The organism is Streptococcus sp. STR1/CE/0325 (assembly GCF_055386095.1).
In genome coordinates this window covers 1,631,234-1,646,123 of the sequence record NZ_AP045018.1, presented here as the reverse complement: position 1 = coordinate 1,646,123, position 14,890 = coordinate 1,631,234, and the positions used below count along the sequence as shown (strand labels likewise).

The window sequence follows — 14,890 nt, the reverse complement described above, 5'->3', positions numbered from 1 at the left end:
AAGGAGAAAATGATGTTTGAATTTTTAGAAAAAAACCTCATGGGACCAATGGGGAAAATATCTCAGTACAAGTTTGTTCGAGCGATTACTGCCGCTGGTATGGCGAGTATTCCTTTTACAATTGTAGGTTCTATGTTCCTGGTATTTAATATCTTGCCCTTGACCTTTTCTCATCCTGTTTTTGTAGAATTTTTCAATAACACCTTTGCAAAATTCTCAGATCTCTATATGTTAGCAAATGCGGCGACAATGGGGATTTTGGCTCTTTACTTTAACCTAGCTTTAGGCTATGAATTTACCAAAATCTACGCAGAAGAAGACGGCTTGAACTTAAGTCCTCTAAACGGGGCCTTGCTTTCTTTGTTTGCCTTCTTCATGACTCTTCCACAACTCGTCTTTCAAGATGGCGCTATTTCATTGGTCAATGATGTCAAAGGAGCTGTTATCAATGGTTGGGCGATTGGAGGCTCTGGTGTAAGCCGTCTAGGGTCGGTTGGGATTTTTACTGCGATTATCATGGCAGTTTTAGCTGTTCAGCTCTACCGCCTTTGTGTCACTAAAAACTGGGTTGTTAAGATGCCTGAGTCTGTCCCAGAAGGTGTATCTCGAGGTTTCACAGCCTTGATTCCAGCCTTTGTCGTCGCATTTGCAGTACTTATCATCAATGGTATCTTTGTTGGTTTTGGAACAGATATTTTCCAAGTTGTTGCCATTCCATTTGGTTTTGTGGCAAATATTACCAATTCATGGCTCGGGCTTATGGTCATCTATTTCCTTATCCAATCACTCTGGATTGTTGGGATTCACGGTGCTAATATTATTTTTGCCTTTGTAACACCGATCGCCTTGGTCAATATGGCTGCAAACAATCAGGGGGCTCATATTCCACTTGCAGGGGAATTCAGCAACATGTTCGTGACTACAGGAGGATCAGGAGCAACACTTGGGCTCATCATTTACTTGGCTTATATGTCAAAAGCAGAACAGTTAAAAGTCCTTGGTCGAGCTTCGATTGCACCAGCAATTTTCAACATTAACGAGCCAATCATCTTTGGTCTTCCGATCATTTACAACCCTGCCCTTGCTATTCCATTTTTCCTTGCGCCAATGGCCTCAGCAACAGTCGGTTACTTTGCCATTAAATTAGGATTGTGTCATCCAGTTGTTGCGCAAATGCCATGGCCATCACCAGTTGGTATCGGTGCCTTTATCGGTACAGGGGGTGACTGGAGAGCAGCAGTTGTCGCACTGGTTTGTGCTGTTGTTGCCTTTCTTGTTTACTTCCCGTTCATCAAGATGTATGACGAAAAACTCTATAAGGAAGAACAAGGCTTGGTGTAATAGAAATCGAGCAGATCTAGAACAGCTAGATCTGTTCTTTTGCTCTTATTATCAGCTGTCACATAAGTCTTGCAAAGCTGCTTTTAATCTGATAAGATAGGGAAAGATTGTGGCAAAAGTGATTCATAAGGAAAGGAAAAATCAAGCACAGTATATCTGTCTGAATAGCTAAGTATTTGATTTTTCTGAGGATAAAAGAAGGAATATACGGTTGATATAGAATGCGTATCGAAAAAGTTTACAATAACAATGTCGTCCAAGTCATCGACTCGCAAGGACGGGAGTTAATTGTCATGGGAAAAGGCTTGGGTTTTCAGAAAAAAGTTGGAGAAGATGTTGATTCAAGCAAGATTGAAAAGACTTTTGTACTTCAACATGATTACCAGATGAACGATTTGGCCAATCTTTACCTGACTATGAAAGCAGATGAACTAGAGGTTGTCAATGACGTGATTGCTCAAGCAGAAGAAGTCTTAGGTATCCAATTTGATCTATCTCTCTATGTTGCTTTGGGAGACCATTTGGCTTATGTCTTTGAGCGAAGCCGTGAGGGTATTGTCATTGAAAATCCCTTATCATGGGAGGTTCGCAAGTTTTACCCTAAAGAATACCGGCTAGGTCTGTGTTCTTTAGACAGGATACGAGAAAAACTTGGCTTGGAATTGGAAACAGCAGAGGCGGCCTCAATTGCTTTGCACCTGATCAATGCCCAAAAGAATGGTGCATTTGGAAAGGAAACTCAGACGGTTGGTAAGATTGTCACGCAAATTTTAGATATTGTGCGCCTTCACTTTGGGTTTATAGTAGATGAGGATGATACCAGCTATCACCGATTTATTACCCATCTTCAATATTTTGCGCAGCGAGTGGCAAGTGAAAGGGCTGAAGGAGGAGATGATGCGTTTTTGTACGAACAAGTTCAGGCAAATTATCCAGATGCTTTTGCGTGTACAGAGAAAATTAGGCAGTACATTAGTCAGGTCTATGATTTTCAGATGTCAAGTGATGAACAAGTCTATTTGACGATTCATATTCATCGTTTGAAGATGAGTTCGAAAAATTAAAAAAGATGTAGAAAACGCTTGCAAGATGAGCCAGAGTATGATAAGATAGACTTATCAAAAGGATTGTTACTGAATAAGCAGGCAAAACCTAAATATATACAAGACATTACAGGTGGTCAGTCTATCTGGTGGTGTTGCGTGTATGTTTGGGTTTTTCTGTTTGTTTGGAAAAGAAAGGAGTCTCAAATGGCAAAAGATTATACAGAGTTAGCAACAGACATTGTTGCTCATGTCGGTGGCAAGGATAATATCAGTAGTCTGAAACACTGCGTGACCCGTCTTCGTTTTGGTCTCAAGGACGAAAGCAAGGCAGATACAGCATATTTGAAAGCGCGTGACGGTGTTGTGACGGTTGTTCAAGCAGGAGGTCAGTATCAGGTAGTCATCGGAAACCACGTTCCAGATGTCTATGCAGCTGTTCAAAAGGTAACAGGAATAGCTGGAGATGGGAGTCTGGATATTGATGAAGGAGATGTTCCAAAAGGTAATCTGTTTGACCGCTTTGTTGACTTGGTGTCAGGAGTTTTTCAACCTTTTCTTGGCGTATTAGCCGCAGCAGGTATTATCAAAGGAGTGGTTGCAATTTTGACAGCTACGCTTGGCTGGAACAATACAAATAGTGCAATCTATGCGATTTTAAACACAGCAGGTGATGGTTTTTTCCAATTTTTGCCGATTGTACTAGGTTATAATGCTGCTCGTAAGTTTAAAATGAATGAATTTACGGGAATGGCGATTGCTATGGCTTTGGTGTACCCAGATTTATCTGCGACGGTTGCTGGTTTGCAAGAAGCAAGGCTCAATCATGTCTTTGGACTTCCATTCGTCCTACCGACAGCAGGTAGTTACTTGTCAACGGTTATTCCCATCATTTTAGCGATAGGAGTGGCTTCTCATATTGAAAAGTTTATGAAGAAAATCACTCCAGATGTCGTTAAGCTCTTCGTCGTACCTTTTGTTACTCTTTTGGTGACAGTGCCTTTGACCTTCTTAGTAGTTGGTCCTGTTGCCAACTATATTTCTGACTTACTGACAGCAGGTTTTACTGCCGTGATGAACTTTAGCCCACTTGTATATGGTCTCTTGCTTGGTCTTTTGTGGCAAGTCATGGTGATGTTTGGTCTTCACTGGGCATTAATTCCAATGGCAATCTTAGAATTTTCACAAAACAGTTCTTCTGTCATTCTTGCTGCTGCCCTTCTTCCTTGTTTCACTCAAACAGGTGTGCTAGGGGCAATTATGCTAAAAACAAAAGAAGCTAAAGTAAAGTCTGTCGCTATGCCAGCTTTCATCTCATCTATTTTTGGAGTAACAGAGCCAGCTATTTACGGAATCACCCTTCCGATGAAAACACCATTTTACATTTCTTGTGTTGTATCTGCAGTAGTCGGAGCTTATGTGCAGGCAATCGGATTGACAACTTACGCTTTTGGAGCGATGGGAGTCTTTCTGTTTCCAGGCTTTGTTAGCCCAGAGGGCAATTTTTCCAATCTAATTGTTAGTTTGATTGGAACTGCTATTGCGATTATTGCTTCCTTTGCAATTCAGATGGTGCTACCTGTTCCCTATCTCTACGGAGAACCAACTGAAGCAGTTACTTCTCGGGAAGTCGTAGATGCAGCTCCAGCCCTAAAAGAAGTCCATCAAGAAATTATCGCAAGTCCTCTAGTCGGTAAGACCATCAAGCTAGAAGATGTTCCAGATGAAGTGTTTGCTTCAGGAGCAATGGGAAAAGGAATTGCGATTGAACCGACTGAGGGTGTGGTGTCAGCACCAACCAATGCAGAAGTGGCCCTCGTCTTTCCAACAGGGCATGCTATCGGTCTTCGGACAGAAAATGGAGCAGAGTTGCTTATTCATATCGGTATGGATACTGTTTCTCTTGAAGGAAAAGGGTTTAAAACCTTTGTCAAGATTGGGGATAAAGTGACCGCAGGACAAAAGCTACTAGAATTTGACCTCCATCAAATCAAAGAGGCAGGTCTTCCTATCGTCTCTCCTATCATCGTCACCAACACAGCTGATTACGAGGATATCTTAGTGACCCAAGAAAGTCAGGTGAAGGGCGGGGACTATCTTATGACAACGCTCCATACTCTTTAGACATAACCTTGCGTCTTGAGTGCTGATAGATAGGATGATTGATCCGAAAACAGATAAAAGTGACTAGCTAGTCACTTTTTGTTTATCTATACTTGTTCATGTTCATGATTAGACTTTTTACCCAGTGATGATTTAAGGGTGGATAAAAGCCTGATCTTGTGCTGGAATACCATCTTGGTCGCTTTGATATCGTTCCGCAGTGACTGTTAGCTGGTATTTGTTTCGTAGTTTTAAAATGTCCTGCATCATAGGTGAAGCATGGTGGTGGTCTAAAGCAGCTTGGTCCACCCAGCTATCTATCAGCAAGATACTATCAGGGTCATCTAGTGGGACAAAGTATTGATAGCGGCTGTTTCCTGCCTGTTTTCTAATGCGCTCTACAAGGCCAGATGTTTCCATTTCTTGAGCAAAAGCAAGGGCATTTCCCTTGGGACCGGTATAGTAAAGGTGCATCGTAATGGTCATTCTTTTCCTTCTTTCTAAAGCCTTTAGGCTGTTACATAGGACTCATTTTTGCGAAATTGTTTGCGGTATTGAGTCGGGGTCAGGTGATAGTAACGCTTGAATTGTCGGTTAAAGTTCGAGAGATTATTAAAACCAACCTGATGGGCGATTTCAAGAATCGGTTTGAGACTGGTCGTGAGTAAGTTGCAAGCTGCTCGTAGTCGCACGCGGATAATAAATTCCATGCAGGACGTTCCAGTATGCTGTTTAAAGACGCTCATAAAATGGGTTTTACTGTAGCCCATATAGTCTGCCATATCTTCAATAGACAGGTTGTCAGTATAGTGATGGTGGATATGATCAATCAAGCCTCGAAGAGTCTCGTTTTTCCGATATAAGTCATCCGTATGCTTTTTTAAGATATAATGGTGCTTGTATAGGAGGTAGAGCAGTTCAAACAGTTTGCTTTTGAGCAGGAGATCAAAGTAGCGCTCCTCTTTTGGTTTCATCTGAAAGAGGGTAAAGAGGCAACTTTTAATTTCTTCGTAGCCCTCCTGATGAGGTTGGATACGATTTACAAATTTGAAAACATCTGTTTGCAAAGGCTGTAAGTAGAGCAGATTCGTCTGATCTACTGTTGATGCTCCCAGCAGATCGAGGTGAAAGAGGATAGTATCTGTTTCATGTTCCATGTTATTAATGGGATGAATGGAATGCATGGCATTTGGACGCATCAAAATAATATCACCTGCAGTGCTATCAAAATAATCATAGTCGATATGATAGCGAGCGCTTCCTCGGTGAACATAGTTAATTTCAAGCTCATTATGCCAATGGAACAAGACGTCAGGAAAACCATTTTGAACGATGATATGCTCCTGTTTAAAAGGGAGCGACTGACTATCGTAATCAATCTGGTGTTGAAAAAATTGGTCTGTCAAATATTCCTTCATAAGAAACTCCGAATCATAGGATAGTATCATTATAGCATATTATTTGAGAAGAAAAAATCGTTTACAGTCGGTATACTAAAGTTGTTAAAAAAATAAAGTAAAAGGAAGATGTACAATGGCAAGATTTCCAAAAAATTTCCTCTGGGGAGGAGCGATTGCAGCTAATCAGGCTGAAGGGGCTTATAATGAAGATGGACGCGGCTTAGTTCAAACAGATGTCACGACAGGAGGGAATGTCCATACTCCTCGCTATACGACCTATATTGGTAAGGACGGGAAACCAGGAAAGGTACCATCTATGGGGCATACAGGTAAGATTCCAGAAGGAGCAGAATTTGCTATTTTAGATGACTATCACTACCCAAATCATCAGGCAGTTGATTTTTACCACCGCTATAAAGAGGATATTAAGCTCTTTGCGGAAATGGGCTATTCTGTTTTTCGTTTGTCCATCTCATGGGCACGCATTTTCCCGAATGGAGATGACCTAGAGCCGAATCAAGCAGGGCTTGATTTTTACCGTTCGGTTTTTGAAGAGTGTCGCAAGTACGGTATTGAACCTCTTGTTTCTATCTGGCACTTTGATACACCGCTTTCCTTAGAAAGCCGCTACGGTGGGTGGACTAACCGCAAACTAGTTGATTTTTACGTCCGCTACGCTGAGACGATTTTTAAGGAATACAAGGGCTTGGTCAAATACTGGATTACCTTTAATGAAATCAATAATACGATTATGTTCCTTGATTTGTTCGATGAAGATTTGACTGACGCAGACTATCAAGAAGCCTATCAACATTTGCATCACCAGTTCCTCGCATCAGCCAAGGCGGTTGCCCTTGGACATGAGATTGATGCTAATTATCAATTTGGCAATATGATTTGTGGCATCACCTTCTATCCAGGAAGCAGTGACCCTTCTGATATTTTGGAAAATCTGCATAAATGGGAACAAAACATTTATTATTGTAGCGATGTTCAGGCCAAGGGGCGCTACGGTAGCTATGCTAAACGTTTGTGGAAAGAACACAATGTTGTCTTGGAAATGGCTGAAGATGATTTGGAAATCTTAGCGAAAGGAAAAGTTGATATGTACACCTTCTCATATTATATGTCAACAGTTGTCACCACTCACGCAGTAGAAGATAAGGTATATGGGAATTTTTCTATCGGTGCTAAAAACCCATATTTAACATACTCCGAATGGGGGTGGGCTCAAGATCCGACAGGTCTACAGTATTATCTTGAGAAAATCTACGATCGCTATGAAATTCCAATTATGATTGTCGAAAATGGTCTAGGAGCTCTGGATACAGTAGAAGAAGATGGCGCTATCCATGATCAGTACCGGATTGATTACCACCGTGCTCATATCAATGCCATGGCGGATGCAATAGCTGACGGAGTGGATTTGATTGCATATACCACTTGGGGCTGTATTGATATTGTTTCTGCTGGGACAGGTGAAATGAGAAAACGTTACGGTTTTATCTATGTAGATATGGATGATGAAGGCAAAGGAACACTTGCAAGGACACCAAAAGATTCCTTCTATTGGTATCAAAAAGTGATTGCAAGCAATGGAGAAGATGTAGAATAAGAAAGGCGGCTCTCAGCCGTTTTTCTTGCAGGAAAGTAAAATTAGGAAAAGCAGATGACAAAAACGATTTATTTAATGCGTCATGGTGAAACTTTATTTAACACTCAAAAACGTGTGCAGGGCTGGTCAGACTCTCCTTTGACAGAAAAAGGGAAAGCTCAGGCGCAAGCGGTGGGTCAATATTTTCAAGACCAAGGTATTGTCTTTACCAGTGCTTATTCTTCTACGCAGGAGAGAGCAACAGATACTTTGCAGTTGGTGACAGATGCTCCCTACAAACAATTAAAAGGGCTAAAAGAGATGAATTTTGGAGTCTTTGAGGCACGAGAAGAAGCGCTCCTTCCAAAGCATCGTCCAGGAGCGCGCTCTTTTGAAGATTTATTAGTTCCTTATGGTGGTGAGGATATTCGAGCAGTGGGTGAGCGTGTGAGAGAGGCTGTTCTTTCTGTAGTGGAAACTGACTCGGCAGATCCTATATTGATGGTGAGTCACGGTGCTGCAATATGGGGCTTGATACAGGTTTTGGATATTTCGTTTCCGCCAGGTGTTTTTCTGGGGAACTGTGCCATTTGTCAACTGGTTTATGAGGAGGGCGGACTTCGGCTGATTCGTCTGATTGATTCTGCTCATGATTTTACAGTCTATACGATAGAATCAGGAGATAAAATATGACCTATCTTTATTTAATGCGTCATGGTCAGACACGTTTTAACTTGCAAGGCCGGATACAAGGAGCTTGTGATTCTCCCTTGACAGAGGAAGGAAAAAAGCAGGCTCGAGCAGCTTACCAGTATTTTCAGGAACAGGGAATTTCGTTTGATCGCATCTATTCTTCCACGCAAGAACGTGCCTGTGATACGGCAGAACTAGCCTCAGGACGAACAGATTATATCCGATTAAAAGGTTTGAAAGAACAGGATTTTGGAGTTTTTGAAGGACAGCCAGAGTATCTCAATCCGCCCTTACAGGGAGATATTGGCTACGGAGACTATTTCGTGACGTTCGGTGGCGAGTCTTATAAAGAGGTTCGGTTACGAATGGCAGATACAATGAGGATGATTTTAGAGGCAAATCAGCATCAATCAGTTCTCGTAGTGAGCCATGGTGCTGCAATCGCCCAGTTTTTTAGGCACGTATTGACAACATATCCAAGAGTACGCATGCGAAATTGTACCATTTTGTGCTTTACCTATGAGGCAGGTCAGTATGATTTGCAAAGCATAGTGGATCCGGTGCAAAAAGAAATACTATATGAGAAGCATTAAAAAGCAGATGAACGATAGAAAGAGGAGACACAAATGACAAGTAACGGATTTCCAAAAGATTTCTTATGGGGTGGTGCGACCGCTGCCAATCAGTGTGAGGGAGCTTATGATGCAGACGGACGGGGTCTAGCCAATGTGGATGTGGTTCCGATTGGAGAGATTCGGTTTGATGTGATTACAGGCAAGCGCAAGATGTTGGATTTTGAGGAGGGCTATTTCTACCCTGCCAAGGAATCCATCGATATGTACCACCGCTATAAGGAAGATATCGCTCTTTTTGCGGAGATGGGCTTTAAGACCTATCGGCTTTCTATCGCTTGGACACGGATTTTCCCTAAAGGCGATGAAGAAACCCCTAATGAAGCAGGTCTCATCTTCTATGAAAATCTTTTTAAAGAATGTAGAAAGTACGGAATTGAGCCTCTTGTCACCATTACTCACTTTGACTGTCCGATTCACCTCATCAAGACCTACGGAGGCTGGAGAAGTCGTCAAATGCTCGTCTTTTACGAACGCTTGTGCAGGACGCTCTTTACCAGATACAAGGGCTTGGTCAAGTACTGGCTGACCTTTAATGAGATTAACATGATCCTTCATGCGCCGTTTATGGGGGCAGGCTTGGTCTTTGAAGCAGGCGAAGATGAGGAGACCATCAAGTATCAGGCGGCTCATCACGAGCTAGTTGCTAGTAGTATCGCAACCAAGCTGGCTCATGAGATAGATCCTGAAAACAAGATTGGCTGTATGTTAGCAGCAGGGGATTACTATCCCTACACGCCAAATCCGAAAGACGTCTGGCGTGCGCTTGAGTTAAACCGTGATAATTACTTTTTTATCGATGTCCAAGCAAGGGGAGAATATCCAAACTATGCTAAAAAAGCTTGGGAAAGAAAGGGTATCAAGGTCGAGATGATCCAAGAAGATTTAGAGCTGCTCAAAAACTACACGGTTGATTTTATCTCTTTTTCTTACTATTCCAGTCGGGTGGCGTCTGCTGATCCTAAGGTCAATGAAGAGACCCAAGGCAACATCTTTGCCTCAGTGAAAAATCCTTACCTAGATGCTTCTGAATGGGGCTGGCAGATTGATCCCTTGGGACTACGCATTACCTTAAATACTATCTGGGATCGCTATCAAAAACCCATGTTTATCGTGGAAAATGGCTTAGGTGCGGTCGATACCCCTGATGAGAATGGCTATGTGGCAGATGATTACCGCATTGATTACTTAAGAAGTCACATCAAGGCCATGCGGGATGCCATCAACCTAGACGGGGTGGAGCTCTTGGGCTATACCACTTGGGGTTGTATCGATTTGGTGTCAGCAGGGACTGGCGAAATGAAAAAACGCTACGGCTTTATCTATGTGGATAGGGACAATGATGGACGTGGCACTCTCAAACGCAGCAAGAAAAAATCCTTTGACTGGTATAAAAAAGTCATCGCAAGTCAAGGGAAAGATTTGGAGTGAAAAAGTAAGAAAATGATGTTTTTTGTGAAAAAATTCCTTAGTTATGATATAATGGGAAGGTACAAAATAAAAAAGGAGTTTTGACACATGGCAAAAATGACGGTCAAAGATATTGATGTAAAAGGGAAAAAAGTTCTCGTGCGCGTGGACTTTAATGTGCCCCTCAAAGATGGTGTGATCACAAATGACAACCGTATCACAGCAGCTCTTCCAACTATTGAATACATTTTGGAAAATGGTGGACGTGCGGTGCTTTTCTCTCACCTTGGACGTGTGAAAGAAGAAGCAGACAAGGAAGGGAAATCACTTGCGCCTGTTGCAAAAGCCCTTTCTGAAAAACTTGGAAAAGATGTTGTTTTCCTTCCAGGTGTGACACGTGGTGCTGAACTTGAAGCAGCCATTGATGCGCTTCAAGACGGTCAAGTCCTTCTTGTTGAAAACACACGTTTTGAAGATGTGGACGGCAAGAAAGAATCTAAAAATGATCCAGAACTTGGAAAATACTGGGCAAGCCTTGGTGATGGCATCTTTGTCAATGATGCCTTTGGTACAGCTCACCGTGCGCACGCATCAAACGTGGGTATCTCAGCTAACGTTGAAAAAGCAGTTGCTGGTTTCCTTCTTGAAAACGAAATTGCTTACATTCAAGAAGCAGTTGACAATCCAGTTCGTCCATTTGTTGCTATCCTTGGTGGTTCTAAGGTTTCTGACAAGATTGGTGTCATTGAAAATCTTCTTAAAAAAGCAGACAAGGTTCTTATCGGTGGTGGGATGACCTACACTTTCTACAAGGCACAAGGTATCGAAATCGGAAACTCTTTGGTGGAAGAAGACAAACTTGATGTGGCTCGTGAGCTTTTGGAAAAAGCAGACGGTAAGCTCATCCTTCCAGTCGATTCAAAAGAAGCAAATGCTTTTGCAGGTTACACGGAAGTTAAAGATACAGAAGGTGAAGCCATTGACCCTGGTTTCCTTGGTCTTGACATCGGTCCAAAATCTATCGCTAAGTTTGACGAAGCATTGACAGGTGCTAAGACTGTTGTCTGGAATGGACCTATGGGTGTCTTTGAAAACCCTGACTTCCAAGCAGGAACGATTGGTGTGATGGACGCTATCGTGAAGCAACCTGGTGTCAAATCTATCATCGGTGGTGGTGACTCAGCTGCAGCTGCGATCAACCTTGGTCGTGCAGACAAGTTCTCATGGATCTCTACTGGTGGTGGAGCGTCTATGGAACTCCTTGAAGGAAAAGTGCTCCCAGGGCTTGCTGCATTGACAGATAAATAAAATCTGTTACAATAGAACAAACGAGAGGCTTGAAGAAGCCTCTTAATTTTATAGCAGAAAAGGAGATTTTGTGTTTAAAAAAGGTTTTTATCGGCAGATTTATCGGGAATTGGACAAGGTTTTGGGCTTGTTTTTCTTCCTCTTTACCTTGACTGAGGTGGTTTTTCTTCCTCTTACGACGTGGTTGTCTGCGTTTTTATTGCAACAAACGGGTCATTTATTTTTATCTTACACCAATGCGTTTGCAGTATTAACCGCTAATCCTCTGATTACCTTAGGTTTTATAGGACTTTTCATCGTCAATCTTCTCTTTGCTTATTGGCAGATTGGCTTTGTCTTTCTGGCTTTTAGGCGACTCTATCAGGGATATGAGGGGTCAGTTGCCTCTTTTTTAAGGGAGACCTTGGTGCGGAGTTTGAAGGTTATAAGGCAGGTGAGTCTTGGTAAGATGGTCTTTACCTTCTTTTATGCTAGCTTACTCTTTCCTTTTATCAGACGGATGTTGAAGGTCGCTTACCTCAATAAGCTCTTGATTCCAGAGTTTATTCTGACCTTTTTGCAGCGTAATCTTTGGGTAGCTCTTCTTTTTGCGGTCTTGACCGTGGTTTTGATTTATCTATCTGTGCGCTGGTTTTTCACACCCTTTGTCCTCTTTTTTGAGGAGACCAGTCTTGCCCAAGCTATCAAAAAAAGTGAGACCCTGACGCAGAACAAACGCTTTAGGCTCTTTCTCCAACTGAATTGGCTAGGGATTAAGGCGATCGTATCTTATGTGATGATGGTCTTTGTCATCGTGGGTCTTCAGTCCTTGGCAGATGAATTGCCTAATCTTTATGCTTTTTTCTTTGGCTTGGTCAATTATGCTCTCTTGCGCTTTTTAGCTTACGGTATGATGACCTATGTCTTGTTTCATGTGCTTTACTTTTATGAGGGCAAACTCCCAGATTTGTCTAGCACCAAGCGTCCTAAGAAGGGCTTACGTTTCTTGGTTTTGGTGTTGAGCAGTCTTTGGTTTATGGCAGAAGGGGTGCTTTACTTGCGTTTGCCGAGTGTGCTTTCTTCGCTAGATTTGCCCCTAACACGTCAGCCTCTAGCCATTTCCCACCGTGGGGTGGACCATGAAAACGGGGTGCAAAATACCCTCCCTTCGCTAAAAGCGACCGCTAAGGAAAAACCAGACTTGATTGAGATTGATATTCAAGAGACCAAGGATGGTCAGTTTGTCATGATGCACGACCCTAATCTCAAGGCCTTAGCTGGTGTGGATGCCAAACCCCAAGAGTTGACGCTTTCTGAGTTGACGGAGCTTTCGGTCAGTGAGAACGGTCATACGGCTAAGATTCCGAGTTTTGATGCTTACCTAAAGACGGCGGATAGCTTGGGACAAAAGCTCTTGATTGAGCTAAAGACCAGTTCCAAGGATTCGCCTGAGATGGTCAAGCACTTCTGGCAGCGTTATGGTGAGAATATTTTGAAACGAGGGCATCAGATTCATTCCTTGGATTACAAGGTCATTGACCAGCTCCATCAGTTGGGTGTCAAAGCCCCAGTCTTTTTCATCCTGCCTTATAATAGCATCTTCCCACAGACTCCTGCGACGGGCTATACCATGGAGCATTCGACCTTGGATGAAAACTTTATCCTCCAAGCAGCACTTGAGCAAAAGCAGGTCTATGACTGGACCATTAATGATGAAGAAACCATTCAAAAATCTCTCGACTTGGGAGTAGATGGCATCATCACGGATGAACTCAGCTTGGTGCAAGAGGCAATCAAGGAGGATCAGGCGCACAAACGCTACCATGATGTGTTGAGAAATCGGGCGGTTGTTTTATTTGGCCTTTAGGAGAAAAGTTGGACCTTTCGTCCAGCTTTTTTTAGATTTGAGGAGAAATGATTGGAAGCGATGACACTTTTAGGATATAATGGAGAAAAGAAAGAGGAGGCTGGGCTGCCATGCGGGTTTGGGAATTGATGGAAAAAGGTGAGGCTTTGGAGTACCAGCTCTTTTTACAGTTGAGAGAAGGTGGTGAGCTATCTTTCAAGATGTTGGGAGAAAAAACAGGGCTATCGCGAGCGACCTTGGTCAAATACTTAAAAAGCCTCCAAGAGAGGCTGGCAAATGAAGCATTGGACTGCACGCTCACTCTAGAGGATGAAAGGGCGTGCTTGGTCTTGGGTCCTGCTTTGGAGCTTGAGGCGGTAATCGCTGGTCTTTTAGAGCAGTCGGTCAAGTATCAGATCTTGCTGGTCTTGTTTGAGCAAGGTCAGCTTAATATACCCGATTTAGCTCTGGAGCTGTCCTTGAGTGAGGCGACCTTGAACCGTCACCTCTATGGTCTTAATCAGCTTCTTGCGGAGTTTGGTCTTGGGATTAGCAAGGGGAGATTACGAGGCGAGCCTTTTCAGATGCGCTATTTTTACTATCTCCTTTTTTTGAAAACCAAGCGGCAAGAAGATCTGGTAGCCACCTTTGGTCTGCTTGGTCAAGAGCAGGTTGCTAGCTTGTCCCAGCTTTTGGGGGTGGAGGACTTTACGGACTATCAGATTTTGCGCTTATCCCTGTTTCTGGCTATCGGAAAAAAAGGACAGCCAGACTCTTCTCAGACGCAGGTATCTCGTCTCCTTTTTTCCTATCCGTCCAATGGTTTCTACCAGCGTTTGAGATTGGCGGCAGTTGATTTGGCTGAGTCGTCTGTTGAGGAACTCTTTATCTTTTTGGTGTCCATGCAGATGCTTCCTAAGGAAACCATGGCTTATGTGCTAGGTTTTGGCGGGCCCCTGCAGCAAGAAACGACTCAAGCAATTTTCCGCTTGAAAGAGGCTGGTTTTATCAAAGGAGAGGTCAGTGATCAGTTGACCTATGGCCTCAGCCAGATTATGGCACACTTGCTCTTTTACCAAGGTTTTTTGATTCAGAGCCTTGAGGAAGAGGATTGGAACAGCCCTCTGCTCTCGACTTTTTTGAGAACGGATGTCAAGCTCTTGGTTGATATGATTTTGAAAGAGAGTAAAAAATCAGGAGCTTTGGCATCTGTCTTGCGGCTTGATTTGGCGCTCTTGCTGGCGTTTGCTTCAACGAGTGAGCCGAGGCACTTGCGAGTTGGTCTTGATTTTGGCGAATACATCACCCAGTATGGTCTAGTACATCAGATTTTATCGCATCAGTTGGGGTATGATCGTCGCATTGAGCTCTTGGCTTATGAGGAAAATGCAAGCTATGATGCCATTTTGACCCATCATCATCGCAGTCACTATCAGACGGATTTGGTCTATCGGTTGACAGGGTCGGTTAATCGGGGCAATCTAGTAGAGTTTGTGAAAAAAATAAAAAGCATAATTGACTAAAAAGCCCAGTAATTGGGC

Annotated in this window: 12 protein-coding genes; 10 read left to right on the top strand and 2 right to left on the bottom strand. The window is 42.9% G+C overall.

Features of this window, described 5'->3' with window-relative positions:
• Positions 1 to 12: 12 nt before the first annotated feature.
• The 3 genes from celB (at position 13) to ACZ49W_RS07875 (ending at position 4,508) form a co-directional block, all read left to right on the top strand.
• A complete protein-coding gene (gene celB / locus ACZ49W_RS07885; protein WP_464814757.1) occupies positions 13 to 1,341 on the top strand; it encodes a PTS cellobiose transporter subunit IIC in 1,329 nt (442 codons plus the stop codon).
• A 221-nt stretch (positions 1,342 to 1,562) separates the two neighbouring features.
• Entirely contained in the window at positions 1,563 to 2,405 is an 843-nt protein-coding gene (gene licT / locus ACZ49W_RS07880; RefSeq protein ID WP_464814756.1) for a BglG family transcription antiterminator LicT, read from the top strand.
• A gap of 186 nt (positions 2,406 to 2,591) precedes the next feature.
• On the top strand, positions 2,592 to 4,508 hold the full coding sequence (locus ACZ49W_RS07875) for a beta-glucoside-specific PTS transporter subunit IIABC (RefSeq protein WP_464814755.1): 1,917 nt from the start codon (positions 2,592 to 2,594) through the stop codon (positions 4,506 to 4,508).
• Positions 4,509 to 4,640: 132 nt separating this feature from the next.
• Here ACZ49W_RS07875 and ACZ49W_RS07870 read toward each other — a convergent pair whose 3' ends face one another.
• The gene (locus tag ACZ49W_RS07870; protein WP_464814754.1) at positions 4,641 to 4,973 is read right to left on the bottom strand and encodes a putative quinol monooxygenase; all 333 of its coding nucleotides are present in this window, start codon (positions 4,971 to 4,973) and stop codon (positions 4,641 to 4,643) included.
• A gap of 23 nt (positions 4,974 to 4,996) precedes the next feature.
• Positions 4,997 to 5,905 (bottom strand): helix-turn-helix domain-containing protein, encoded by a 909-nt coding sequence (locus ACZ49W_RS07865; RefSeq protein ID WP_464814753.1) that lies wholly within the window; start codon positions 5,903 to 5,905, stop codon positions 4,997 to 4,999.
• A gap of 115 nt (positions 5,906 to 6,020) precedes the next feature.
• On the opposite strand from ACZ49W_RS07865, the gene ACZ49W_RS07860 reads away from it, so the two are divergent.
• The 7 genes from ACZ49W_RS07860 (at position 6,021) to ACZ49W_RS07830 (ending at position 14,872) form a co-directional block, all read left to right on the top strand.
• Complete coding sequence (locus ACZ49W_RS07860; RefSeq protein WP_464814752.1) at positions 6,021 to 7,502, top strand: family 1 glycosylhydrolase; 1,482 nt, start codon at positions 6,021 to 6,023, stop codon at positions 7,500 to 7,502.
• Between the two features lie 54 nt (positions 7,503 to 7,556).
• A complete protein-coding gene (locus ACZ49W_RS07855) occupies positions 7,557 to 8,174 on the top strand; it encodes a histidine phosphatase family protein (protein ID WP_464814751.1) in 618 nt (205 codons plus the stop codon).
• Positions 8,171 to 8,767, top strand: coding sequence for a histidine phosphatase family protein (locus tag ACZ49W_RS07850; protein ID WP_464814750.1), 597 nt, complete (start codon positions 8,171 to 8,173; stop codon positions 8,765 to 8,767). The genes ACZ49W_RS07855 and ACZ49W_RS07850 overlap by 4 nt, the downstream gene beginning before the upstream one ends.
• Before the next feature lie 33 nt (positions 8,768 to 8,800).
• Positions 8,801 to 10,237: a 6-phospho-beta-glucosidase gene (locus tag ACZ49W_RS07845; RefSeq protein WP_464814749.1), complete on the top strand. Its 1,437-nt coding sequence runs from the start codon at positions 8,801 to 8,803 to the stop codon at positions 10,235 to 10,237.
• Between the two features lie 87 nt (positions 10,238 to 10,324).
• Positions 10,325 to 11,524: a phosphoglycerate kinase gene (locus ACZ49W_RS07840; RefSeq protein WP_464814748.1), complete on the top strand. Its 1,200-nt coding sequence runs from the start codon at positions 10,325 to 10,327 to the stop codon at positions 11,522 to 11,524.
• 70 nt (positions 11,525 to 11,594) lie between these two features.
• Positions 11,595 to 13,370, top strand: coding sequence for a glycerophosphoryl diester phosphodiesterase membrane domain-containing protein (locus ACZ49W_RS07835; RefSeq protein WP_464814747.1), 1,776 nt, complete (start codon positions 11,595 to 11,597; stop codon positions 13,368 to 13,370).
• A 110-nt stretch (positions 13,371 to 13,480) separates the two neighbouring features.
• Positions 13,481 to 14,872 (top strand): helix-turn-helix domain-containing protein, encoded by a 1,392-nt coding sequence (locus ACZ49W_RS07830; RefSeq protein WP_464814746.1) that lies wholly within the window; start codon positions 13,481 to 13,483, stop codon positions 14,870 to 14,872.
• The last annotated feature ends 18 nt before the right edge of the window (positions 14,873 to 14,890 follow it).

Bases quoted from the DNA above. Each gene is read 5' to 3' on its own strand.
- ACZ49W_RS07875 (WP_464814755.1), top strand. From the start codon at position 2,592: ATGGCAAAAGATTATACAGAGTTAGCAACAGACATTGTTGCTCATGTC.
- ACZ49W_RS07860 (WP_464814752.1), top strand. From the start codon at position 6,021: ATGGCAAGATTTCCAAAAAATTTCCTCTGGGGAGGAGCGATTGCAGCT.
- ACZ49W_RS07850 (WP_464814750.1), top strand. From the start codon at position 8,171: ATGACCTATCTTTATTTAATGCGTCATGGTCAGACACGTTTTAACTTG.
- ACZ49W_RS07845 (WP_464814749.1), top strand. From the start codon at position 8,801: ATGACAAGTAACGGATTTCCAAAAGATTTCTTATGGGGTGGTGCGACC.
- ACZ49W_RS07865 (WP_464814753.1), bottom strand. From the start codon at position 5,905: ATGAAGGAATATTTGACAGACCAATTTTTTCAACACCAGATTGATTAC.
- celB (WP_464814757.1), top strand. From the start codon at position 13: ATGTTTGAATTTTTAGAAAAAAACCTCATGGGACCAATGGGGAAAATA.
- ACZ49W_RS07840 (WP_464814748.1), top strand. From the start codon at position 10,325: ATGGCAAAAATGACGGTCAAAGATATTGATGTAAAAGGGAAAAAAGTT.
- licT (WP_464814756.1), top strand. From the start codon at position 1,563: ATGCGTATCGAAAAAGTTTACAATAACAATGTCGTCCAAGTCATCGAC.
- ACZ49W_RS07830 (WP_464814746.1), top strand. From the start codon at position 13,481: ATGCGGGTTTGGGAATTGATGGAAAAAGGTGAGGCTTTGGAGTACCAG.
- ACZ49W_RS07870 (WP_464814754.1), bottom strand. From the start codon at position 4,973: ATGACCATTACGATGCACCTTTACTATACCGGTCCCAAGGGAAATGCC.
- ACZ49W_RS07855 (WP_464814751.1), top strand. From the start codon at position 7,557: ATGACAAAAACGATTTATTTAATGCGTCATGGTGAAACTTTATTTAAC.